This is a genomic window from Streptomyces sp. QH1-20 (assembly GCF_041283565.1).
GTDB classification, from domain to species: domain Bacteria; phylum Actinomycetota; class Actinomycetes; order Streptomycetales; family Streptomycetaceae; genus Streptomyces; species Streptomyces syringius.
The window spans coordinates 7,168,233-7,190,165 of record NZ_CP166299.1; the positions used below are offsets into that span (position 1 = coordinate 7,168,233).

Here is a 21,933-nt window from a genome sequence, read left to right on the forward strand (position 1 = left end):
CCGTATGACGACCATCCTCGGCGGGGCGCTGGCGCTCACCCTTCCCATGGCGGCGCAGCCGGCGTACGCGGACCTCGAAGTGCCGGTGGACGTGATGAACGGGACCTTCGCGCGACCGCGGGTGGCCGACACACCGGGCGAGCTGAAATGGGACGGGGAGACCCCGTTCGGCTGGGACGGCGGGGAGCCCAAGGAGGTCGGCGCGGCCGGCGTCGACGGGGGAGGGACGGTCTCGGCGGCGGCCGCCGGCCGGGACGACGGACGCCAGGCCGCCAATCTGCACCGAGGGCGTGAGGTACGAAGCATCTCGACGCGCCTGTGGGAGGTCCGCAAGGGAGCGCAGGTGCAGATCGCATGGGAGGACAGCCCCAGTACCTACTACAAGCGGGACGGATGGTCCAGCGAGAGATGTGCCGACGACCAGGTCGGCAGGGAGCAGACCTATGAGTTCTCCTGGGGCCCGCGCGGCGATCAGAAACAGGCCTTCAGTACAAAGGAGTTGTCCCGACTGGGGGAAGCGAACTGGGATTCCGCGAAGCGTTCCAGGACGTTCACGGCAACGGAGGACCAGCAACGCATCACGTTCACCTCCACGACCGAGGACTCGGAGAGCTACTTCTGCGGGCCCATGCTGGCCCATGTGCGCGCCTCACAGGATCCCGCCTCCTACGACGCCGGGGTGTCCAAGACCGCGCTGCCGCCGGCCAGGGCGTACAAGGGCAACAACCGGGAGAAGGACCTCGCGAGCGCGGTGTCGACCTGCACGGAGGGGGCCAGGAAGTGCACCTTCGAGGTGTACCCGTGGTCCGCGCATCCCTACTTCGACGTGGCACGGACCGTCGACGAGGCGGCCATCAACTGCACGAGGAACGCGATCACGGACCGCCGGGACATCGTGATCAGGGCGAGCGAGTACAACAGCCTCGGACAGAACAAGCCGACGGGCTACCAGCTGGTGAAGGACTACAAGGAGATGCTGCCCCTGATCGCGACGGGCTTCGAGGAGTACGCCAAGTACCCGTATTCCTGGGGGAACGACGATCGGAAACGGCAGATCACCCTGTCCATCCAGCCCGGTGAGGTGACCTGGCTCGAACTGCAGGCCGCCCGGGAGAGATTCGAGGGCATGTTCACGGAGATCGTCGACACCACCTCGAACAGCAATGTGGAGAAGGAACGCAAGCGTCTGTTCGCCACCTTCGACGGCCCGTCGACGGGCCGTCCCGACCGGCTGTACCAGCGGTCCGGGCCGTTGAACCCCGTCGAGCTGCTGAAATGCGACAAGACGCGCCCCACGGCGATCACCCCCGACAACCGCTGAGCAACGAAACGGTGCCCGGCTGCCCGTACGCGGGCGGCTGGGCACCGTTTCGTTCAGCGAGTGGTCACCTTCCTGCTGAGAGCAGGCACGACCACCGTGGACGTGGGCCTCACCCACGGGGGCGGTGCGGCGATCTCGTACAACCCCGCGACCTCCGCCGGCCTGGCCTCCATCGGCCCCGCGTGCGCCGCCCGTCCCTTCGGCCGCAGCGTCAGGCACTTGTTGGGCATGGTGAAGGACTGCGCGTTGAGGAGGCTGGAATTCACCGTCGACGGACTGTCGACCGTGACGTCCTTGACGTTCATCTTCTTCTTGTCCGCGCTGAGGACGCCCTGCACCCGGACCATCGCGTTCTGCACCCCGAAGACCACGATGTCACCGGACTTGACCGTCATCTGATGCCGGGTGGTCTCGGTCTGCTTCGCGGTCCAGCCGTGACTGAACGTGGCCTTGAAAGCCAGTTGGAAGGCGGCCTTGGCGCCGAGCACGAGGTTGTTCATCGTGCCGATCTTGGCGGTGTCCTTCGTCCCCACATGATTGCTGTCCTTGGTGCCGGTCTTGGTGACGTCCTCCGTCGTGGGGCCCTTGTCCTTCTGCGCACCCCACTGGGCGTGGCTCTGGTCGGAGGTCTGATCCTTCGTGGAGTCGGTGCTCACCTCCTTGGTGGCGTCGAAGGTGATCTGCCCGGTCGTGCTGATGGTGCCCTCGGCGGTGGTGGACCCCGAGATCTCACCGCCGACGTTGTCGGTGCTGCTCGTCTCGAGCGCGAGCGTGCGGTCGATGAGGATGTCGGAGTTCGTGCAGTTGATGACCGCGTTGCCCACCGAGGACACGGCGGTGAGGTACTCGCGGTTGTCCTCCTGCTGGAGCTGGAATCTGCAGCCGGCCAGCGCACAGGCCCGGGTGACTTCGCGCGGGGAATCCAGCGGTGTCGTCCCCTGGTAGGCTCGCGCCACCGGCATGGGAGGAACCCCGGTGTCCGGATCGGCACCGGCCGGGGGAGCGACGGCGGTGAGGGTCGCGATCGAGACCACGGGAATCAGCACCGCGCGCCGCCTCAGTACTCTCCGGGGCGACGACGCTCGTACAGCTGGGTTGGGGGGCAAGGGAACTCTCCTGTCGGCCTGTCGCACACCGTCTTCGAGGGCCCCCTTTCATCATGTTCCGGGTGTGGGCGACAGGCGAACGGGGCCGGGGAAACGTCGGCCATTAGGTGACCACCCGACAGCAAGGACCAGCACCCCGTCAGGGAGCGTCGGGCGCGAGGACCGTCGCGAGGAGCGGTACGGGGGCGAGGCCGCCGATCGCCGCCGCGCCGTCGGTGTAGTGGCCGGGCGCTGCGGACGGCAGTGCCCGGAGCGAAAGGGTGCACACCAGGCCGCCGCAGTCGGCGCTGACCGTGTTCAGGTGCGGGTTGGCGAGCACGACGAGCGTCCTGCCGCTGTTCTCCAGGCGGTACCCCACCCGCTTGGGGCGCGCGCCGTCCGGGGCGTGGGGATACCGGAAGAGCGGGCGCCCCTCGAAGACGAACCCGGTGGGCGCGGTGAAGCGCTGGGGTATCCGGCCGGGGTTCACCGGCCGCCCGGCGGGCGCGGTGTACAGCACGTTGAGCGCCGCGGACCCGTCGGGGGCCACCTGCGGCACGTTCTCCTGAAGGACGGTGAACGCGTGCTCGTCGGTGACGGGGAGCGGCGCGGCCACCACCACGGACAGCGCGTGGACGGTCTCGCGTGTGGACGCCCCGCTGCCGTGGCGGATGGTCAGGGCTGCCTCGTAGCGGCCGGGCCGGGTGTTCTCGGTCGCCCTGACCCGGAAGACGCCGTCGAGCGAACCGCCCGTCGCCGACGTCGGGTGCCCGCCCGGGTAGGTGCGGCGGACCGGGCCCCGGGTCGCCTCCGCCGCGGTGACGAGCCCTTCCGGGAGAACGAGCTCCACGGTGACGTCCGCCCCGTCGAGGGGCGTCGGGGCGTGGGCCCTGATCCGCGCGCCCAGCCCGAACTCGTGACCCCGTTGGACCGTGGGCGGGGCGACCGGCTCCACGGAAACCCCTCCCGGGCCCGCCAGGGGCGAGGAGAGCGCGGCGGCCGCCGCCGCCCCGGTGACGGTGGTGATCCTGCGGAGCCGGTGGCTGTCGCATTCGGCGACGACGATGTCGCCCCGTGCGTCGACGGCGACGGCGCGCGGGAAGTACAGCTCGGCGCCCAGGGCCGGGGCGCCGTCCTCGTCGTGGTCGGGGTCGGCGCCGCCCGCCACCGTCGTGATGACACCGGTGGGGGTGAGGAGGCGGACGCGCTGGTTCAAGGAGTCGGCCACATACAGATTCCCGGAGCCGTCCAGGTCGACGCCGCGTGGCTGGTGGAGGCGGGTCGCGGACGCGGGTCCGCCGTCGCCGTCGTAGCCGGGCAGGCCGGTTCCGGCGACGGTGGTGATGACACCGTCCGGGGCGACCTTGCGGACCCGGTGGGTCCAGCAGTCGGCGATGTAGAGATGGCCCGCGCCGTCGACCGCGACATCGATGGGGTTGCGCAGCGCGCCGGTGGTGGCCGGGATGCCGTCGGCGCCGAAGCCGGGCTCGCCGGTGCCCGCCACGGTGGTGATGACACCGTCGGGGTCGATGCGCCGGACCCGATGGCCCTTCCACTCCGCGACGTACAGGTTTCCCCGCCCGTCGAGGGCCAGCCCGCGGGGCTCGTTGAACAACGCCCGGTCGGCCGGGCCGCCGTCACCACCGTGGCCGGGCTCGCCGGTCCCGGCGACGGTGGTGATGATCCCGTCGGGGGAGACCCTACGGATGCGGTGATTCCAGTAGTCCGCGAGGTAGAGGTTTCCGTCGTCGTCGAGGACGAGGCCGCCCGGCTCGTTCAGCTGGGCCTCCACGGCCGGGCCGCCGTCGCCGCCGAAGCCGGGTTTTCCGGTGCCGGCGATGGTGGTGATGCGACCGTCCGGGGAGATCCGGCGGACCCGGTGGCCCTTCCACTCCGCCACGTACACGGCGCCCGTGCGGTCCGTCGCCACGGCCCGGGGCTGGTCGAGGCCCGCGTGGGCCGCGGGTCCGCCGTCGCCGCCGGAGCCGGCCACGCCCGTACCCGCGAGGGTGGTGATGACGCGTTCCGCAGCGGGGGCGGCGTCCTTGCCCGAACCGTTGAGGGCCATCATGATCGACTCTCCTCTCCCCTGAGGGCGGGTGCTGTCTCACGAGGCTGTCGGGGGCGGTGAACACGCCCTCACGGCGGCTCCGCGCGTCCGGATCCGGCCGCGGACTCACGGTAGGCACCCCGGGCGGGCGCCGACAGACCATCGGCCCGGCCCGCGCCGCATTCGGCCACCGCCGGGCGCGCGCCCCGCGCGCCCGCTACCGACGACGCGGGCGACGGGTCATGGCCCCAGGTGGCCTTGAGGGGGACCCGACGGGGCCCGCGTGCCGCGACGCCGCGGCCGAGCGGCCCGGAATCCCGGCGGAACCGCCCTCGCAACGTGGCGCATTCGCGCTCCTGACCCGGTCTCTGACGCCCTGTCACCATGTCGGCGGAGGCCCGGCGCCGTGCACGCCCGACCACACCACCGGACGGCACCGCGGCTCCCGTCGGCCCGCGGGCCGTGGGTCACCGTCGACACCGCGCCCCGCGGGCCGTACGCCCGATTCCGCGAGGCCGCCCCGGGCGGCGACCCCCGGAACCGTCGGCGGCTGCCTTCGGCCGCGACCGGCCGTCGGATTCGCCCGCGTCAACCCGACCCGATCGACCCGACCGCCCCGTCCGGCTCAGCCGACCGGCCCCGGCCCGGGCCATGGGCCCCGTGAGCCGGCCCCGGTATCGCGCATCCAAGACCGCATCCAAGACCGCATTCGAGGACGAGGAGCCGACCATGGCCGCATCCGACCGGCGCGATCACCTGACGGAGAAGCTTCCCTGGCAGTGGGAGGAGCACGAGTGGCGGGGACACGTCGAGCGGGTCCGTGCGGGGCGGAGCCTGAAGCCCGACACCTGGCCGCAGGGTGCGAGGGCCGCCGTCGCCATCTCCTTCGACCCCGACCACGAGTCGATACCGCTGCGGGACGGCCAGACCCAGCCGGGCAAGCTGTCACAGGGCGAGTTCGGTGCCCGCGTGGGCGTCCCGAGGATCCTGGCGCTGCTGGAACGACGTTCCATTCCCGCCACCTTCTTCATGCCCGCGGTGTGCGCCCTGCTCCGCCCCGACGAGGCGCGGGGCTACACCGACCGGGGACACGAGGTGGGCATCCACGGCTGGATCCACGAACGCAACATGGAACTGGACCCCAAGAACGAGCGCGACCTGATGTTCCGCTGCGCCGACACCCTGGAGCGGCTCAGCGGACAGCGTCCGGTCGGGATCCGTACCCCGTCGTGGGACTTCAGCGACGCGACCCTGGCGATCAGCCGTGAACTCGGTCTGCTGTACGACTCCTCGCTGATGGCCGACGACGACCCCTACGAGATCGTCGCCGACGGGGAGCCCACGGGCATGGTGGAACTCCCGCCGGAGTGGATCCGCGACGACGCGATCTACTTCCCGATGGACCGGTACACCGCTCTGCGGCCGTACGCGATGCCGCGTCATGTGGTGGGCATCTGGCGGGACGAGTTCGACGCCGCGTACGCCGAGGGCGGGCTGTTCCAGATGACGATGCACCCGCATGTGATCGGCCACCGGTCCCGCATGGTGGTGCTGGAGGAGTTGCTGGAGCACATCGCCGGTCACGAGGGCATCTGGTACGCGACGCACCAGGAAGTCGCCGCCTATGTGAAGAGCCGGTCGGAGGCCAGTTCGTAGGTACGCGGGTTCCCGTGTTCGAAGGAAAGTCCGGGACCGAATTCGACGGCACCGAAAAAACAGATCGGTGCCGTCGGCGGTGCAGTAACCCCTGAACGCGCTCTATCGAGCAAGCGGTTGCTTTGCTAAAGTGTCCGTCGGGTATTCTTCCGAGCGCAGCGGGGAGTCGTTGAATGCACTGCAAAAGCATATGATCCACCGCCGACTCAGGCCACGAGTGCGACCGTTCCCCTGAACGGGAAAGCGAGCTGACGAGCCAGACGCCGGGGCGCTCCGACCCTTGAAAGGGCGGTATCTGCGGCCGCCCCGGCCGCCGTCCTTGCCGCTGCACGCACCGTCACACCCGCTGGGCGCGATGCCGCCCACTCGGCCCGGGTGTTCTTCTCTCCCGTTCGGGTCGAATAGGGAAAATTCATGAGGACTCTACAGGCGGTCCGCGGGTTTCCGCTCGCATTGCGATTGCTATTGCTCAACCAGTTTGGGGTGGACGTCGGCTTCTACCTCCTGATTCCCTTTCTGGCGGAATATCTGGGGCAGGGGCTCGGAATGTCGGCCGCCCTGGTCGGGCTGGTGCTCGGCACCCGGAACCTCAGCCAGGAGGGGCTGTTCCTCCTCGGTGGTTCGGCGGCCGACCGCATCGGCCCCCGCGCGGTGATCATCTGCGGCTGCGCCCTGCGGACCGTGGGTTTCGCCCTCTTCGCCGTCGGGGACTCACTGCCGCTGCTGCTCGGCGCGTCCGCGCTCAGCGGTCTCGCCGGGGCGATGTTCTACCCGGCGATGCGTGCCTACGTCGCGCTCGAGGCGGGGGAGCGCAAGGCCGAGGCGTTCTCGCTCCTGACCGTCTCCTCGACGGCCGCCTCGCTGGTCGGGCTGCTCCTGGGCAGCCTGCTGGTCACCATCGACTTCCGGCTCTGCGCGCTGTCGGCGGCCGTGGTCTTCGCCCTCCTCACGGGCGCCCAGGTCTTCCTGCTGCCGACGTACCGGGTGCCGAGCAACCGGGGCACGGTGCTGGCGGACTGGCGTGCGGTCTTCGGCGACCGCCGGTTCGTGGTCTTCGCGTTCGCCGTGACCGGCATGTTCGCGATGGAGAACCAGCTCTATCTGCTGCTCCCCGAGGGTGCGCGGCAGGCGTCCGGCTGGCAGGGCGCGGCGAGCGTGCTGCTCGCCACCGGCGCGGTCGCCAGCATGCTCTTCCAGCTCCGGATCACCCGAGTGCTGGCGCGGCGCGGCGGCGGCGCGCGATGGGTGGGTGCCGGGCTCGCCGTGATAGGGCTCGGCTTCACACCACCGCTGCTGATCTGCGGTGCGGGGCCACCGCACGGCTTCGCCGAGTCGGCTTCCCGGATGGTCGTGATGGTCACGGGTTCGCTGCTGCTCTACCTGGGGCTCATGATCGCCCAGCCGGCGGTCATGGACCTCATCCCGAGATTCGGGCTCGAGCGGCTGACCGGTACCTACTACGGACTGTTCTATGTGTTCTCCGGATTGGTGGCGACCGGCGGCAATGCCGCGGTCGGCTGGGCCATGGACGTGGCCGGGGCCACCGGGCACGCCTGGCTGCCCTGGATGTGCTGTCTGGGCTACGGGATGATCTCCGCCTCGGCGTCGGTGTGGCTGTACCGCACCCGGGCGTTGCCCTGCCGTCCGCTGCCGGCGCAGACGACCCTCCCCGCCGGGCCGACCGAATCGCCGGTCCCGGGGGCACCGGTGGGTGACGGTGTCGGTCCCTCGGCCGCGAGCCGGCTGCGGGGCCCGGCCCGGCCCTTCGACGACACGGCGGACCAGAGCCCCCGGTGAGCGCGATCCACCCATGACGGGACACACCCGGGCGCATGCCGGACGGATGACGGACAGGTGACCGACGGATGACGGAGCAGCGGATGGAGATTTCGGCCATGGTGCGCAGGGCGACTCACGCGGCCGCCGCGGGCGCGCTGTGTCATCAGCAGGCTCTGACGACACATCAAGGCCAGGCAATTATGCGGCTGTCATGGCCTGCCCACCGATAAAGGTGGCGAGTTCGCCATCTTGCAGCACGCGTCACCCGGAAATAGATTCGATGATCCGGGGGTATCGTTTCCCGGATTTCGGCCCGGCGGATCCGGCAGTACCGAGGAGGAGTTTTGGCGGGCTTGGCCGACGGTCACGCGAATCCGCCGAGGGACAGTGGATCTCCGGCGCCCATGACCCCGGTTGTCGATTTGCAGCTTTCCGTGGACGGTATTCCCGGAACGTTGTGGCTGAAGTTGGAGTCACACAATCCGCACGGTTCCATCAAAGGGCGTACCGCGCTCGCCCTGTGGCAGGACGTCGAGAGCCGGGTGGATCCCGAAATCGGCATCGTCGAGTCCACCTCGGGCAATCTCGGCCTCGCCCTCGCGGCCGTCGCGGCGGCGCACGGCGTGCCGTTCACGGCCGTGGTGGACCCCCGCAGCAGCGCGTCGGTCGTGGAGGCCGTGCGCGCCCTCGGGGGACGAGTGGTCACCGTCGACAAGCCGGACGGCGCGGGCGGCTATCTGCTCAGCCGGATCGCGTACATACGCGAGCGGCTGCGCGTCCAGCCCCGCCTGGTCTGGCCCAATCAGTACGTCAATCCGGCCAATCCCCGCGCCCACACCCGGGGGACGGCCCCCGAGCTGTGGGCACAGACCGGGGGGCGGCCCACGACCGTCCTGGTGGCGGTGTCCACCGGGGGCACCCTGGCGGGCTTCCGCGACTATGTGACCGCCTTCCGGCCCCAGTGGGAGCTGATCGGCGTGGACGTGGTCGGCTCGGCCGCCCTCGGCGGGGTCTCCGGGCGGCGGGTGCTGTCGGGCATCGGTGCGAGCCGGCCGTCCACCTTCCTGCCCGACGGCTACCGCCCCGCCCTGTGGATCACCCCGCAGGAGGCGGTGAGCGCCTGCCTGTGGCTGTCGGAGAGCACCGGCATGGGCGTGGGCGGGAGTTCGGGGGCGCTGATCGCGGCGGCGCTCAAGCTGCTGCGCACCGCACCCCGGCGGGACAGCGTGGCCTGTCTGTGCCCGGACGGCGCCGACCGCTACTTCGACACCGTCTTCTCCGCCCTCTGGCGTGAGCGGAAGGGGCTGGAGCCGGTGGACGTCGCCCGGGGAGTGGAGATCCTGGCCACCCGCGACCACGCCCCGCCCGCCCCACCGCCACCGCGGTTTCCACGAGAGGAGTCGACGCCGTGAGCGCGGCGGATGCCAAACGCGAATGGTACGACCGGGCCGGGGTGCGGTCCGGGCCGCGCCGCCGGCTGGGCGGCGAACTGGCGACCGGCCGGCTCTTCTTCCCGCCCGGCCTCGTCCCCTACTGGGACCACCCACGGGTGCGGGCCCTGCCCGAACGCCGCCGTGCGGAGCTGCTCGCCCGCCATCTCTTCCAATACCTCGGCTTCACCGCCCAGTTCGAGACCCGGGTGGTCAACCGGGCCACGGAACGGATCGCGGGAGGCCGCAGCGGGGTCGACACGGGCACCCCGGTCCGGCTGGATGCCTACCGCATCTATGTGGACGAGGGCTATCACTCCCTCTACAGCCTCGACATCATCGACCAGATTTCCGCCGCGGCCCGAATCCCCCCGGCCCCCTATGACTTCGAGCCCTTCCTCAGCCGGCTCGACCACGTCGGCGAGCAGGCTCTGCCGGACGAGCCCGTCCTCGCCCAATTGCTCCAGGTCGTCGTCTTCGAAATGCTGATCACGGCGATCCTCAACGACGTGCCGAAGGACCCCCGGGTCCTCACCGTCGTCCGGGACGTCGTCCGCGACCATGCCCGGGACGAGGGCTGGCACCACGTCTTCTTCTCCCGGTTCTTCCGTGAGCTGTGGGCCCAGCAGCCCGCCGCGCTGCGCGGCCGCGTCGCCCGCTGCCTGCCCGGGCTGATCCGCTCCAGCCTGCTGCCGGACCTGCGTCCGGTACGGGCCTCGCTGGCCGCCGCCGGGCTGGCACCGGCGGCCGTGGAGGAGGTCGTCCGCGATGCCTATCCGGCGGACCGGGTGAACGCGGGCATCAGGTCCGCGGCCCGGCACGCGGTACGGCTGTTCGAGGAAGTGGGCGCGCTGAGCGTGCCCGGCGGCCGGGAGGCCTTCGAGGCGGCGGAGCTGCTCCACGACTGACGCCGAACCGTGCCGACCGGCGAAAAGCCCCCCACCGACTCCCTGCCCTTCCACGCGACAGAAACCGATCGAGAGCGACCGATTCGTACGGAAGTTGACGAAACAGCGCGGTGACCGCACAAGTGGGGCCGTGCCCTGTCGAGAGGCGACGGATGACGGAAGATCTGCTCTTTCTGGACCGGAGCGCGGTGCTGGCCTGCATGACGGACGTCGACCCCTGCGCGGTCGTCGAACGGGTGCTGCGGCGCCAGGCCGAGGGGCGCACCACGCTGCCGCCCGAGGGCTACCTCCCGTGGACCAACGGCGAAGGGGCGTACTGCCGCTCCCTCGCCATGCTCGGCGCGGTGGAGCGGGACGACGGGCCGCCCGTGCTGGGGGTGAAGCTGATCAACGCGGCCACCAGCAACCCGGGGCACGGCCGGGAGCGGGCCGGTGGGGTGGGCATGGTCTTCGACCCCGAGACCGCGCGCCCTGTGATGCTGGCCGAGGCGGGGTGGCTCAGCGCCACCCGCACCGCCGCGTACACCATGGTGAGCCTCACGCACCTCGGGCCGAGCCGCTGGGACGCGATGACCGTCATCGGCTGCGGCACCCTGGCCCGCGCGCACATCGACCTCCTCGCCCGTACGTTCCCGCACGTCGGATCCGTTCATCTGCACGACATGGCGGCGTCGCGCGCCGAAGCCCTGGCGCAGTGGACACGCGAGCACCACCCGCGGCTCAAGGTCCACGTCCAGGACCGCGCGCGGGCGGCCGTGGGCGCGGCGCCCGTCGTCGTGACCACGACCACCACCGACCGCGGCTATCTGCCCGCGGGATGGCTCGTCCCGGGCACGTTCGTCGCCCACGTCTCCCTGGACGACCTCCTGCCGGACGTCTTCCTCACCGCACAGGGCCTGTTCGTGGACGACGTGGATCTCGTGGCCGACAACCCCCGCCGGATCCTCGGCAGGATGCTGCGCGACGGCCATGTCGTCGCACGGGCCGACGCCGACGTGCGGGGCGGGGCACGGGCCCTGGACGGCACGCTCGGCCAGGTGCTCATCGGCGAGCGGCCCGCGATCCGCCCGACCACGGGCCATGTGATCAGCAACCCGTTCGGCATGTCGGTACTGGACGTCGGCCTGCTGGGGGAGATCCACCGGGTGGCCGTGGAACGGGGCCACGGGCAGGTGCTCACCCTCTACTGACGTCGGGTGCGGCCCTGCCGTACCCGGCCTCCCCGATCCCTTTCCCCATCCGTTGATCCGTCTCCGACGAGCGAGGTTTCATGGGCGACACCCACGACCGGCAGGGCCCCGGGCACGCGCGGGGCCTGTTCTCGCTGGCCGAGCTGCCACCAGAGCTGATCACGAGTCTGATCGGGCGATCGGTCGAGCTGTTCCGCGACCGTCACGCCCACGACCGCCCGCTGGACGGCCAGGCGATCGGCGTGCTGTTCACCAAGACCTCGACCCGTACCCGTACCGCCTTCACCGTCGGTGCCATCCGGCTGGGCGGCACCCCGGTCACCTTCGGGCCGGGCGATCTGCAGCTGAACACCGGTGAATCGGTGGGGGACACCGGCCGGGTGCTGGGCTCGATGCTCGACGCCCTGGTGGCCCGCACCGCCGGCCCCCTCGACGAGCTGCGCGAGCTGTCACGGGAGGGCCGGCTGCCGGTCGTCAACGCCATGGCGGCCCAGGAGCACCCGAGCCAGGGCGTGACCGACCTCGCGACGCTCGCGCTGACCTTCGGCGACCTCGCGGGCATCCGCGTGCTCTACGTCGGCGAGGGCAACAACACTGCGGTCGCGCTCGCCCACGGGCTCGCGGCCGTGCCCCGGGCCCGGCTCACCCTCGCCACCCCCACCGGGTACGGTCTGCCCGCGGACGAACTGGCGGCGGCGGTACGCCGGGCCGACGGCGCGGGCGCCCGGGTCCGGCAGATCCACGACCTCGCCCTCGCCCCCGACGAGGTGGACGTCGTCTACACCACCCGCTGGCAGACCACGGGCACCGCCAAGCCCGACGCGTCCTGGCGGGAGACGTTCCGCCCCTTCCACGTCGACGAGGCGCTGCTGGGCCGCTGGCCCCAGGCGTCGTTCATGCACGACCTGCCCGCCCACCGGGGCGACGAGGTCGCGGGAGACGTCCTCGACGGCCCCCGGTCGCTGGCCTGGACGCAGGCGGCGATGAAGCTGTCCGGCGCGATGGCGATCCTCGAATGGGCGGCAGGCCCGCACGGCTGACCGCACCCGTCTCGCCCCCGCTCCCCGCCCGTACACTCCCGGATCGAGGTTCCATGCCGAACGTCTCCCGCGTCCATGACTACAAGCACCTCCTGGCCGACGACTTCGTCCCGCCCACCTCCCCGCAGGTGTTCTTCGAGCCCGCCGACACCGAGATCGGCGTGTGGGTGGCCCACGACCTCATCACCGAGGGCTGTTCCGTGCTGGACCTGGGCTCGGGCAGCGGGGCGGCTGCGGCCGCGATGGCCCGCGCCGGGGCGGCGCGGGTCCACGGCGTGGACGCGGGAGCGGAGACGGTCGCCTGGGCCACCGAGCACTACGCCTCGCGCGACGGCGGCCGGGTCACCATCGCCCGGGGCGACTTCTCCGAGCTGTCCACCGACGAACTGCTGGCCACCGCGCCCACCCCGCTGCCCCGGCCGCTGGTCGTCACCAGCAACCCGCCGTACGTTCCGCTCGCCGCACACGCCGATGACCGGCGCCGGTCCATCGGCGGTGGCACGGACGGGCTCAAATGGGCCCCGGCGATCATCGGGCACGGCAGCGCGCTCCGCGCCGACCTGGGCTTCACCATCGGCAGTTACTCCACCCCGCGCAAGGCGGTCCGGCTGCTGGAGTCGGCCGGATACCGCATCGAATCCGTCACGCTGTGCCCGCTGCCCCTGGGGGAGTTCACCCTGAGCCACATGGACCAGGTGCTGGCCCTGGAGGAGCAGGGCGAAGCCGTGCTGTGGCGGACGGGGCACGAGCCGCCCGCCTACTTCATCGTCGGCCTGGCCTGCCGGTGGGCGGGGGCGGACGCGGCCCGGGCGTCCGGCCGGCTCACCGCGGACGGGCTGCTGGAACTGCTGCGGACCGCGGCCCGTTCGCGCACCTCCCGGCTGGAGACCCTGGACGGGTACCGCCCGGAGGGCCGGCCGGACCAGCTGCGGGTCCTGGATCTGCCGCCGGCCGCCGTACGTCACCACTGGTGAGGCGGGGCACGGTCCGACGGGGGTGAGCACAGCCGCGCACGAGAGGGAACGAGCACGAGAGAAAGGCGGAGAGTCCGTCGTGAACGCACCACGTCCCATACCCGTCTCACCGGTCAGCGTCACCGCCCACGCGGTGCTGCACAGCGCCGACTTCATCCACGCCCAGCTGAGAGCCACCCGTTGTGACCGCGTGGTCCTGCACGCCGGAGTGCAGATCAACGGCGCCCCCCACCTGGGGACCAACGTCATGCAGACCGCCGCGTTCCAGCTCGCCGCGGCAGCGCAGGAACGTTTCGGCGTCGAGCCGTGCCTGCGGTTCGGCGCCCTCGACAACTCCCCCTGCGAGACCCGCGTGTGTCCCGAGACGGGCTCGGTCTACGAACGCTCGTTCCGGCACGCGCTCGGGGAGTCCCGTGTACGGGAGCTGGTGCGGCTCTACTACGGCGCCCTCTTCGACGAACTGTCCGCCGCCACGGGTGTGCCGTACGAGGTCGAGACCTATACGCGTCAGCAGTCACAGGTGGCGTTCCGGGAGGAGTTCCTGGCCTCGCTGGGCATCATGGACACCCTGCGGTGGATACTCGCCCCCTCCACCGGCATGGTCCCCGTGAGCTTCCCCTGCCCACGCTGCGGCTGGTCGCAGAAGCACGGCGAGGACACCGAACTGCTGTCGGCCGACGCCGGGGAGGCCCGGTTCGCGGCGGTCTGCCTCGACCACGGGAAGTACCTGGTGGACGTCACCCCCGGGACGGACACCTACATAGGTCTGACGACCCTGCACCGCAACCTGGTCAAGGAGCGCGTCGCGGCCCGCGATCCCGACGCCCTCCCGGTGATCGTCAAAGGCGCGGACTGGGCGCCGGGCTGCCGGCTCCTGGACGAGGCGTTCCTGTGCTATCCCGGCGCCGTGCCGCCCGTACGGATCTTCACCCCGGTGGTGCTCTCCGACTCCGGGGCGAAGCTGTCCAAGTCGCTCCTGCGTGAGGGGACGGCCGATCTGTCGGCGGAGACCGAGCCGTGGATGCTCGACGCCACGGCCTGGAGGGGCACGATGGCGGAGTACGCGCACACCCTCCTCGGGCTCGGCGCCCTCATGCTGTCCGAGCCCCGCCACTTCGAGCGCGGTTACACCACGCGGGAGGTGGCCCGGCTCATCGCCCCGGGCTTCGGCCCTGTCGCGGGATCGGCGTGACCGTGCGGTTGGCCAGATACCCGGGGCGGGGCCTGGGTGCCGCGTAGGGGGCCCCGAGGGGGTTCTCGACGCTGTTGTAGACCACGAAGAGATTGGTGCGCGGGAAGGGCGAGGTGTTGCCGCTGGAGGCATGCAGACAATTGCAGTCGAACATGACGGCCGAGCCCGGGGCGCCGGTGAACTGCCGGATGCCGTGCCGCTCGGCCAGCGCGGTCACCCCGGCCCGGTCGGCGGACCCGGCCGGCAGGTTCTTCCCCAGGAGCGAGAGCTTGTGGTAGTCGTCGGGGGTCTCGCCGACGGACGGCACGAAGGTCCGGTGCGACCCGGGGATGATCATCAGCGGTCCGTTGTACGGCATGTTCTCGGTGAGGGCGATCGACATGCTGAGGGCCCGGGGCGCCGGCATCCCGTCCTCCGAGTGCCAGGTCTCGAAGTCGGAGTGCCAGCCGAACCGCGAACCCTCGAAGGCCGCTTTGTAGTTCACCCGGCTCTGGTGGAGGTACACCTCGGAGCCGAGGATCTGCCGGGCGATGCCCGCCAGGGCGTCCGAGTGGACGACGGCGGCGAACACCTCGGACAGCGCGTGGACTTCGAAGACCGACCGGATCTCCTCGGAGTCCGGCTCCAGCACCACCCGCTCGGTGTCGCGCAGCGCTCTGTCGCGCCCTATGCGGCGTATCTCCTCGGCGCACGCGGCGACTTGACCAGGCGTCAGCAGGGCCTCGAAGGCGAGAAAGCCGTCGCGGTCGTAGGCAGCCAGCTCGTCCGCGTGCAACGGGCCGCTCCCGTCCGGTGCGCCGCTCCAGACGACGGGGTGGCTCCGGGGGACGGGCACCGACTCGGTCACATAACGCGTGGGATACGGGTCGTCGGGCACCGAACCCGAAGGACCGGAAGAGCCGGTTGAGGGTACGGATGAGGACATCGCCGAATCTCCTTGGGCCTCGGGGATACCGGGACGGACCCTTGCCACAGCCTCGGGTCGAATTCCGCTGGATGGCTGCCCGGGGCCGGGACACCGAAACCTCGCCCCTGTTCCGTCGCGCTTTATCCGGCGGGTTTTCGGACAGGGTCCGCGGGGGACCGGAAACGGAGCCCGGGCCGGCGCTGCTGCCGGCCCCGGTGGGCGAGCCACTTGGCGAATGTGCTGAGCGCCAGGCACATGCCGATGTATATCGGGCCGACCACGAGCAGCACGGGTATGTAGGGATAGCCCGCGGGGGTCGCCGTGTTCTGTGCCAGGAGTTTCCCCGCGTAAAGGAGTTCCTCGTACGTGATGATGAAACCGAGCGAGGTGTCCTTCAGCGTCACCACGATCTGGCCGACGATGCTGGGCAGCATGGTCCGTACCGCCTGCGGCAGCACGACCGTCGTGGTGACCTGTGTCTTGCGCATGCCCAGGGCGTACGCCGCCTCGGTCTGCCCGCGGGGCACCGCGCGGGCCCCGGCGCGCAGGATTTCCGCCTGCACCGAACCGTTGTACAGGGCGATCCCGATGACCAGCGCCCAGAGTGTGGGGCTCGCGAAGTTGTCCGCGAGCCAGACACCGGTCTGTCCCAGGTGTTCCCGCAGGAAGCGTGCGACGGCCGCGACCCACGAACGCAGCCAGCCCATGTTGTACAGCGCGAAGATCATGATGAGCAGCGGCATCGCGCGGAAGAACTCCACCAGCGCGGTGGCGGGCCAGCGCAGCACACGGTGCCGGGAGAGCCGGCCCGTGGCCAGCAGTACACCGAGCAGCAGGGAGAACACCACCGCCAGCGCGAACGCCTTGAGGGTGTCCAGGGCCCCGATCAGGATCCGCCGCTGGACGCCCTGGTAGGTGAACGCCTCCCACATGGCCCAGGTGAACTGGCCCGCGTCGTGCAGCCGCACGATCACATAGCCGACCACGGCGGCGATGCCCACGACCGCCAGCACGCTGCATATCCGGTTGCGGCGGCGGCCGCGCGGCCCCGGCGCCTCGAAGAGGATCGACTCACCGGAGGTCACCGGACCACCGCCAGCCGGTGTTCGAGCAGCCGGAAGACCCCGCTGATCATCATGATCAGTGCGAGATAGGCGAGGGCGACCCACAGGAAGACGGTGAGAATGGCGTAACCCTCCTCGGCGAGGGTCTTCTCCACGCTGAACAGCTCGTAGACGCTGAAGCCGCCCGCCAGTGCCGAGTTCTTGGTCAGGGTGATCAGCAGGCTGCCGACCGGGGGGACCACGGCCCGGCCGGCCTGGGGCAGCACGATCAGCAGCGTGGTCTGGGCGAAGGACATGCCGAGACTGCGGGCCGCCTCCGCCTGTCCCGCGTCGACGGTGTTGATGCCCGATCTGAGGGCCTCGCAGACGAACGCGGAGGTGTAGCCGCCCAGGGTCAGCACGGCGAGCGTGAAGTAGCTGAGCCCGGACATGCCGAGCATCGGCAGGCCGAGGGTGACGCCGAAGAACAGCAGGGTGAGCGGGGTGTTGCACAGCACGGTCACCCCGGCGGCGCCGATGACGCGCAGCGGTGGGACGGGACAGACCCGGAAGACGGTCAGCACGGTGCCCAGGACCAGGGCGAGCAGCGTGCTCAGGCCGGTGAGCGCCACGGTGCCGACGAACCCTCTGCGGAAGAGGTCGAGGTTGTCCAGCAGTACGTGCACGTTCGCCTCCGTGGCCTCGTGGGCGGGGCAGCGGGCAGCCTGACGAGCGTCGTCAGTACCGGATCACCTCCGGCGGCCTCGGGGCACGCGCTCCGGAGAGGCCGAGCGTGGCGTCGTAGGCCCGTTGCCAGTCGCCGTTGTCCCGGTGACGTTCCAGCGCGTCGTCGATGGCGTCGCGCAGGGCCTTGTCGCCCTTGGCCAGCCCGACGCCGTAGGGCTCCTGCGAGAACGGCCGGCCGACGACCCGCAGCCGTCCGCCGTTCTGCGCCGCGTAGCCCTTCAGGATCGTGTCGTCGGCGGTCACCGCGTCGGCCTCACCGCTGATCAGGTCCTGGACGCACTGGGCGTAACTGTCGTGCGAGCTGACCTCGGCGCCGTACTCCGGCTTCTCGATGCGCTGGAAGGGCGTGGAGCCGGTGACCGAACAGACCCGCTTGCCCTTGAGGTCGCCCGGGCCGTGGATGTCCCTGTTTCCCCGCTTGACCAGCAGGTCCTGCCCCGCGACGTAGTACGGCCCGGCGAAGGAGACATGCTTCTTGCGCTCGTCGTTGATGGTGTACGCGGCGACGTAGAAATCCACGTCGCCCTTGGAGATGGCCGTCTCCCGGCCCTGCGGCGGGACGGTCTTCCAGGAGATCCGGCCGGGCCCGAACCCCAGGTCCGCGGCGATCATCCGCGCGATCTCGACGTCGAACCCGAAGCGCCGCCCGGTGACGGGGTCCTCGAACCCCAGGAAGGGGTGGTCGGACTTCACCCCGATGACGATCCGGCGGGCGGCCTCGGCGCGGGCGAGGGTGGGGGAGCCTTCGACCGTGACGTTCCGGTTCACCGGATAGGCCGAAGGGGTGATCCCGTTCTCCCCGGCGCCCATCATCGCTGCGACGCTGCCCGGCGGTACGCCGCCCCGGCCGCAGGACACCACGGAGGCTGCCACGAGCAGCACGGTGGCCAGGACGAGTGCGCTCCTCGATCTCGTTCCGCTCCTCAAGGGCTGCTCCTCAGGGACCTGCGCGTGGCCGGGTGCGAGAGCGATGCAAGGGGACAGCGATGCAAAGGACATGCAAGGGACAGCGATGTAAAGGACCTGCGCGAGGACCGATCAGCGGCGCGGCAACGGTCGTCGACAGGCCGACGCCGACGTGACAACACGGGGTGGCGCAACAAGAGGATGAGCAGGAAAAGTGATGATCAGCGGATCACTCAAGACGAAATAAAGCATACCGGCGGGGCCGTGTTCCGCTACCCGCACTGCGAAAGGGGGCACCGGTTCGGGTGATCGATCCCGGGCCGGAATTGACGCCCGGCCGGCGTGCCCGGGCACGGACGGGGTAGGGCCCTGTCGTGGTGCCGGGGCCGGTACGCGTTGCGCGGCCGGGCGGGGCATCGCAAGGTCGAGGCATCGAGCATGAGGAAGGACATCCATGCCCATCGCAACGGTGAACCCCGCCAACGGCGAGACGCTCAAGACGTTCGACCCGCTGGGGGCCGAGGAGATCGAGCGACGGCTGGCCACCGCGGCCGCGACGTTCCGCACCTACCGCACGACGGACTTCGCCGAACGGGCCCGGCTGCTCAACCGCGCGGCGGACCTCCTGGAGGGCGACCAGGACGACATCGCCCGCACCATGACGACCGAGATGGGCAAGCCGCTCGCCGCCGCCCGCGCGGAGGCCGCCAAGTGCGCGAAGACCATGCGCTGGTACGCCGCGCACGCCGAGGAACTGCTGGCCGACGAGCACCCCGCCGAGGCGGAGGTGAAGGACTCCGGCGCCTCCCACGCCCGCGTCCACTACCGGCCGCTGGGCGTCATCCTCGCCGTCATGCCGTGGAACTTCCCGCTGTGGCAGGTCGTGCGCTTCGCCGCCCCCGCACTGATGGCGGGCAACGTGGGCCTGCTCAAACACGCCTCCAACGTGCCGCAGACCGCGCTCTATCTGGAGGACCTCTTCCGCCGCGCCGGATTCCCCGAGGGCTGTTTCCAGACGCTGCTCGTGGGGTCCGGTGCCGTCGAGGGCATCCTGCGCGACCCCAGGGTCGCCGCCGCGACGCTCACCGGCAGCGAGCCGGCGGGCCGCTCGGTCGCGGCGATCGCCGGTGACGAGATCAAGAGGACCGTGCTGGAACTGGGCGGCAGCGACCCGTTCGTGGTGATGCCCTCGGCCGACGTGGACCGGGCCGCCCGCACCGCCGTCACGGCCCGTGTGCAGAACAACGGCCAGTCGTGCATCGCCGCCAAGCGCTTCATCGTCCACACGGACGTCTACGACGCGTTCGCCGCGCGCTTCACCGCCCGCATGGCGGAACTGACCGTAGGCGACCCGATGGCCGACTCCACCGACGTCGGCCCGCTCGCCAGCGAGCAGGGACGCGCCGACCTGGAGGAACTGGTCGACGACGCCCTGCGCCGGGGCGCCACCGCGCTGTGCGGCGGGGCCCGGCCCAAGACCCCCGGGCCGCTGGCGAACGGCTGGTTCTACGAGCCGACGATCCTCGCCGACGTCACCCCCGAGATGCGCATCCACCAGGAGGAGACCTTCGGCCCGGTGGCCACGCTGTACCGGGTGCGGGACCTGGACGAGGCGGTGTACCTCGCCAACGACACCCCGTTCGGCCTGAGTTCGAACGTGTGGACCCGTGACGAGGAAGAACAGCTCCGCTTCGTCCGCGACATGGAGGCCGGTGGCGTCTTCTTCAACGGCATGACGGCCTCCCACCCGGCGCTCCCCTTCGGCGGAGTGAAACGCTCCGGCTATGGCCGGGAGCTGTCGGGGCACGGCATCCGCGAATTCTGCAACGTCACGACGGTGTGGCACGGCAAGGAGCCCGAGGGGCGGTAGCGGCAGGTCCGCGGCCTTCCCTTTCCCGCCCTTTCGCGCGCCTTCGCGGCGACCGCGTAGGGTACGTGCGCTCGACGCCACCGGGAAGGACACCGCACCATGCCGCGCTCCACCGACCGCCGTCCGCCGGCGCCGCGCCGGACCCGGGACGGGTTCGCCGACGCCCTGTGGGCGCTGGACGGCGCGTCGTACGGCCGCTACAAGTCCCTCGTCGGCCGCTGGGCCATGGACGGGTTCGACCTGGAGATCGTCCGGGGCCAGGCCGACCCGTACGCGCCTCCCGCGCGCGTCGCCCTGCACGTCCCCGCGACCGTCGCCGGGTTCCCCGCCGACCTGTGGCGGACGCCCGTACGCCGCCGGGCCCTCGCGAGCTTCCTGGCCCGGCGGGCGGCCGAGGAGACCGGCGAGGGGATCGCCGTGGACGCGGGCGGCCAGGAGATCCTCGACCGCGGCTCCTGCCAGGTGGTGCCGCCCGGCCCGACGGCACTGATGGGCGAACCCGGGTCCGTCGTCCTCCGGCTGAACGTCCCGCTCCCCGGCCGCGGCCGCCGGATCGACGCGCGCGCCGCCGAGCACGTCCTGTGCCGACGGCTGCCCCGGCTGGTCGACCGGGCCCTGCGGTACACGGCGGTCGACGCCGAGGCGCTCACCCGCTTCGCCGACACGGCCGAGGACTCCCACGCCCTCCGCGAGGCACTGCCACGGCTCGGGCTCGTCGCCTTCGTCGCCGACGGTGCGATCCTGCCCCGGCGCAGCGGCGTGGACGACCGCCCACTGACCGGGCCGGCCGCGATCCCCTTCCGCTCCCCGGAGGAACTCCGGGTCGCCGTCGACCTCCCGCACGCGGGCCGGGTGACCGGCATGGGCGTGCCCGAGGGCGTCACACTGATCGTCGGAGGCGGCTTCCACGGCAAATCGACGCTGCTGCGCGCGCTGGAGACCGGCATCTGGGACGACGTCCCGGGCGACGGCCGGGAACGGGTGGTCTCCCGCTCCGACACCGTCAAGGTCCGCGCGGAGGACGGCCGCCGGATCGAAGGGGTGGACCTCCATGCCTTCGTCGACCACCTGCCGAGCGGGGACGACACGGCGGACTTCCGTACCGACAACGCCTCCGGTTCCACCTCCCAGGCCGCGGCGATCGTCGAGTCCGTCGAGGCCGGTGCCAAGGTGCTGCTCATCGACGAGGACACCGCCGCCACCAACCTGATGATCCGCGACGCGCGCATGCAGGCCCTGGTCGCCAAGGACCGCGAGCCCCTCACCCCGTTCGTGGACCTGGTCCGCTCCCTCCACCGGGACCAGGGGGTCTCGACAGTGCTCGTCATGGGCGGCTCCGGCGACTACATGGAGGTGGCGGACCGGGTGGTCATGATGGACGCCTACCGGCCGTCCGACGTCACGGCCCGCGCGAAGGAACTCGCCGCGGTACCGACCGGGCGCCGGGCGGAGGCCGACACCTACCCCGGTACCGTCCACCGCCGTCCCGACCCCGCCGGCGTCGACAGCTCCGTGCGCGGCCGGCCCAGAATCCAGGCCCGGGGGAGGGACGGGCTCGTCTTCGGGGAGGAGACCGTGGACCTGCGCGCGGTGGCGCACCTGGCCGACACACCCCATGTCGTCGGGGTGGGACTGGCGCTGGAGGCCATGGTCCGCCGGGGCCACCTCGGCGGCGGGCGCACCCTCGCCGAGGCACTCGACCTGCTCGACCACGACCTCGCGGACGGCGCCGAGTGCCTCCTGGAGGTACGGGACGAGGACTTCGCGCTGCCGCGCCGCTTCGAGGTCGCGGCAGCGCTGAACCGGCTGCGCACGCTGTCGGTGACCCGCTGACC

17 protein-coding genes are annotated in these 21,933 nt (G+C 71.3%); 11 read left to right on the plus strand and 6 right to left on the minus strand.

Annotated elements, in window-relative coordinates; translation table 11 throughout:
• Window positions 1-4: 4 nt before the first annotated feature.
• Window positions 5-1,321 (plus strand): hypothetical protein, encoded by a 1,317-nt coding sequence (locus tag AB8O64_RS32310; protein ID WP_370423136.1) that lies wholly within the window; start codon window positions 5-7, stop codon window positions 1,319-1,321.
• 53 nt (window positions 1,322-1,374) lie between these two features.
• Here AB8O64_RS32310 and AB8O64_RS32315 read toward each other — a convergent pair whose 3' ends face one another.
• Both AB8O64_RS32315 and AB8O64_RS32320 read right to left on the minus strand, forming a co-directional pair.
• Complete coding sequence (locus AB8O64_RS32315) at window positions 1,375-2,367, minus strand: hypothetical protein (RefSeq protein WP_370423138.1); 993 nt, start codon at window positions 2,365-2,367, stop codon at window positions 1,375-1,377.
• Between the two features lie 199 nt (window positions 2,368-2,566).
• Window positions 2,567-4,477, minus strand: coding sequence for an NHL repeat-containing protein (locus tag AB8O64_RS32320; RefSeq protein WP_370423139.1), 1,911 nt, complete (start codon window positions 4,475-4,477; stop codon window positions 2,567-2,569).
• 708 nt (window positions 4,478-5,185) lie between these two features.
• Between AB8O64_RS32320 and AB8O64_RS32325 the strand changes: the two genes are divergently transcribed.
• From AB8O64_RS32325 to AB8O64_RS32360, 8 genes are all read left to right on the plus strand, one after another.
• Window positions 5,186-6,112 carry a polysaccharide deacetylase gene (locus AB8O64_RS32325; protein WP_370423141.1) on the plus strand — a complete coding sequence of 309 codons (927 nt, stop codon included), beginning with the start codon at window positions 5,186-5,188 and terminating at the stop codon, window positions 6,110-6,112.
• 414 nt (window positions 6,113-6,526) lie between these two features.
• Window positions 6,527-7,909: an MFS transporter gene (locus tag AB8O64_RS32330; RefSeq protein WP_370423142.1), complete on the plus strand. Its 1,383-nt coding sequence runs from the start codon at window positions 6,527-6,529 to the stop codon at window positions 7,907-7,909.
• A 386-nt stretch (window positions 7,910-8,295) separates the two neighbouring features.
• A complete protein-coding gene (locus AB8O64_RS32335; RefSeq protein WP_370423144.1) occupies window positions 8,296-9,303 on the plus strand; it encodes a pyridoxal-phosphate dependent enzyme in 1,008 nt (335 codons plus the stop codon).
• The gene (locus AB8O64_RS32340; protein ID WP_370423145.1) at window positions 9,300-10,229 is read left to right on the plus strand and encodes a diiron oxygenase; all 930 of its coding nucleotides are present in this window, start codon (window positions 9,300-9,302) and stop codon (window positions 10,227-10,229) included. The genes AB8O64_RS32335 and AB8O64_RS32340 overlap by 4 nt, the downstream gene beginning before the upstream one ends.
• A 152-nt stretch (window positions 10,230-10,381) precedes the next feature.
• On the plus strand, window positions 10,382-11,419 hold the full coding sequence (locus AB8O64_RS32345; protein WP_370423147.1) for an ornithine cyclodeaminase: 1,038 nt from the start codon (window positions 10,382-10,384) through the stop codon (window positions 11,417-11,419).
• Between the two features lie 80 nt (window positions 11,420-11,499).
• Window positions 11,500-12,459 carry an ornithine carbamoyltransferase gene (locus tag AB8O64_RS32350; protein ID WP_370423148.1) on the plus strand — a complete coding sequence of 320 codons (960 nt, stop codon included), beginning with the start codon at window positions 11,500-11,502 and terminating at the stop codon, window positions 12,457-12,459.
• Window positions 12,460-12,512: 53 nt separating this feature from the next.
• Window positions 12,513-13,433 carry a methyltransferase domain-containing protein gene (locus AB8O64_RS32355; protein ID WP_370423150.1) on the plus strand — a complete coding sequence of 307 codons (921 nt, stop codon included), beginning with the start codon at window positions 12,513-12,515 and terminating at the stop codon, window positions 13,431-13,433.
• Window positions 13,434-13,512: 79 nt separating this feature from the next.
• Complete coding sequence (locus tag AB8O64_RS32360; RefSeq protein WP_370423151.1) at window positions 13,513-14,625, plus strand: hypothetical protein; 1,113 nt, start codon at window positions 13,513-13,515, stop codon at window positions 14,623-14,625.
• On the opposite strand, the gene thpD is transcribed toward AB8O64_RS32360, so the two are convergent.
• The 4 genes from thpD to AB8O64_RS32380 form a co-directional block, all read right to left on the minus strand.
• Complete coding sequence (thpD, locus tag AB8O64_RS32365; protein ID WP_370423153.1) at window positions 14,585-15,550, minus strand: ectoine hydroxylase; 966 nt, start codon at window positions 15,548-15,550, stop codon at window positions 14,585-14,587. The genes AB8O64_RS32360 and thpD overlap by 41 nt on opposite strands.
• 122 nt (window positions 15,551-15,672) lie before the next feature.
• Window positions 15,673-16,617, minus strand: coding sequence for an amino acid ABC transporter permease (locus tag AB8O64_RS32370; RefSeq protein ID WP_370423154.1), 945 nt, complete (start codon window positions 16,615-16,617; stop codon window positions 15,673-15,675).
• Window positions 16,614-17,261 carry an amino acid ABC transporter permease gene (locus AB8O64_RS32375; RefSeq protein ID WP_370423156.1) on the minus strand — a complete coding sequence of 216 codons (648 nt, stop codon included), beginning with the start codon at window positions 17,259-17,261 and terminating at the stop codon, window positions 16,614-16,616. Before AB8O64_RS32375 ends, AB8O64_RS32370 begins: the two co-directional genes overlap by 4 nt.
• Before the next feature lie 52 nt (window positions 17,262-17,313).
• Window positions 17,314-18,249, minus strand: a complete 936-nt coding sequence (locus AB8O64_RS32380) for a glutamate ABC transporter substrate-binding protein (RefSeq protein ID WP_370423158.1) — start codon at window positions 18,247-18,249, stop codon at window positions 17,314-17,316.
• 433 nt (window positions 18,250-18,682) lie between these two features.
• On the opposite strand from AB8O64_RS32380, the gene AB8O64_RS32385 reads away from it, so the two are divergent.
• Both AB8O64_RS32385 and AB8O64_RS32390 read left to right on the plus strand, forming a co-directional pair.
• Window positions 18,683-20,098, plus strand: a complete 1,416-nt coding sequence (locus tag AB8O64_RS32385) for an NADP-dependent succinic semialdehyde dehydrogenase (protein ID WP_370423159.1) — start codon at window positions 18,683-18,685, stop codon at window positions 20,096-20,098.
• A gap of 99 nt (window positions 20,099-20,197) precedes the next feature.
• Complete coding sequence (locus AB8O64_RS32390) at window positions 20,198-21,931, plus strand: ABC-ATPase domain-containing protein (RefSeq protein WP_370423161.1); 1,734 nt, start codon at window positions 20,198-20,200, stop codon at window positions 21,929-21,931.
• Window positions 21,932-21,933 lie beyond the last annotated feature (2 nt).

What these genes read in the sequence shown, in the direction of transcription:
- AB8O64_RS32345 (WP_370423147.1), top strand. Translation starts at nt 10,382, where the DNA reads ATGACGGAAGATCTGCTCTTTCTGGACCGGAGCGCGGTGCTGGCCTGC.
- thpD (WP_370423153.1), bottom strand. Translation starts at nt 15,550, where the DNA reads ATGTCCTCATCCGTACCCTCAACCGGCTCTTCCGGTCCTTCGGGTTCG.
- AB8O64_RS32320 (WP_370423139.1), bottom strand. Translation starts at nt 4,477, where the DNA reads ATGATGGCCCTCAACGGTTCGGGCAAGGACGCCGCCCCCGCTGCGGAA.
- AB8O64_RS32355 (WP_370423150.1), top strand. Translation starts at nt 12,513, where the DNA reads ATGCCGAACGTCTCCCGCGTCCATGACTACAAGCACCTCCTGGCCGAC.
- AB8O64_RS32335 (WP_370423144.1), top strand. Translation starts at nt 8,296, where the DNA reads ATGACCCCGGTTGTCGATTTGCAGCTTTCCGTGGACGGTATTCCCGGA.
- AB8O64_RS32310 (WP_370423136.1), top strand. Translation starts at nt 5, where the DNA reads ATGACGACCATCCTCGGCGGGGCGCTGGCGCTCACCCTTCCCATGGCG.
- AB8O64_RS32385 (WP_370423159.1), top strand. Translation starts at nt 18,683, where the DNA reads ATGCCCATCGCAACGGTGAACCCCGCCAACGGCGAGACGCTCAAGACG.
- AB8O64_RS32350 (WP_370423148.1), top strand. Translation starts at nt 11,500, where the DNA reads ATGGGCGACACCCACGACCGGCAGGGCCCCGGGCACGCGCGGGGCCTG.
- AB8O64_RS32325 (WP_370423141.1), top strand. Translation starts at nt 5,186, where the DNA reads ATGGCCGCATCCGACCGGCGCGATCACCTGACGGAGAAGCTTCCCTGG.
- AB8O64_RS32390 (WP_370423161.1), top strand. Translation starts at nt 20,198, where the DNA reads ATGCCGCGCTCCACCGACCGCCGTCCGCCGGCGCCGCGCCGGACCCGG.
- AB8O64_RS32330 (WP_370423142.1), top strand. Translation starts at nt 6,527, where the DNA reads ATGAGGACTCTACAGGCGGTCCGCGGGTTTCCGCTCGCATTGCGATTG.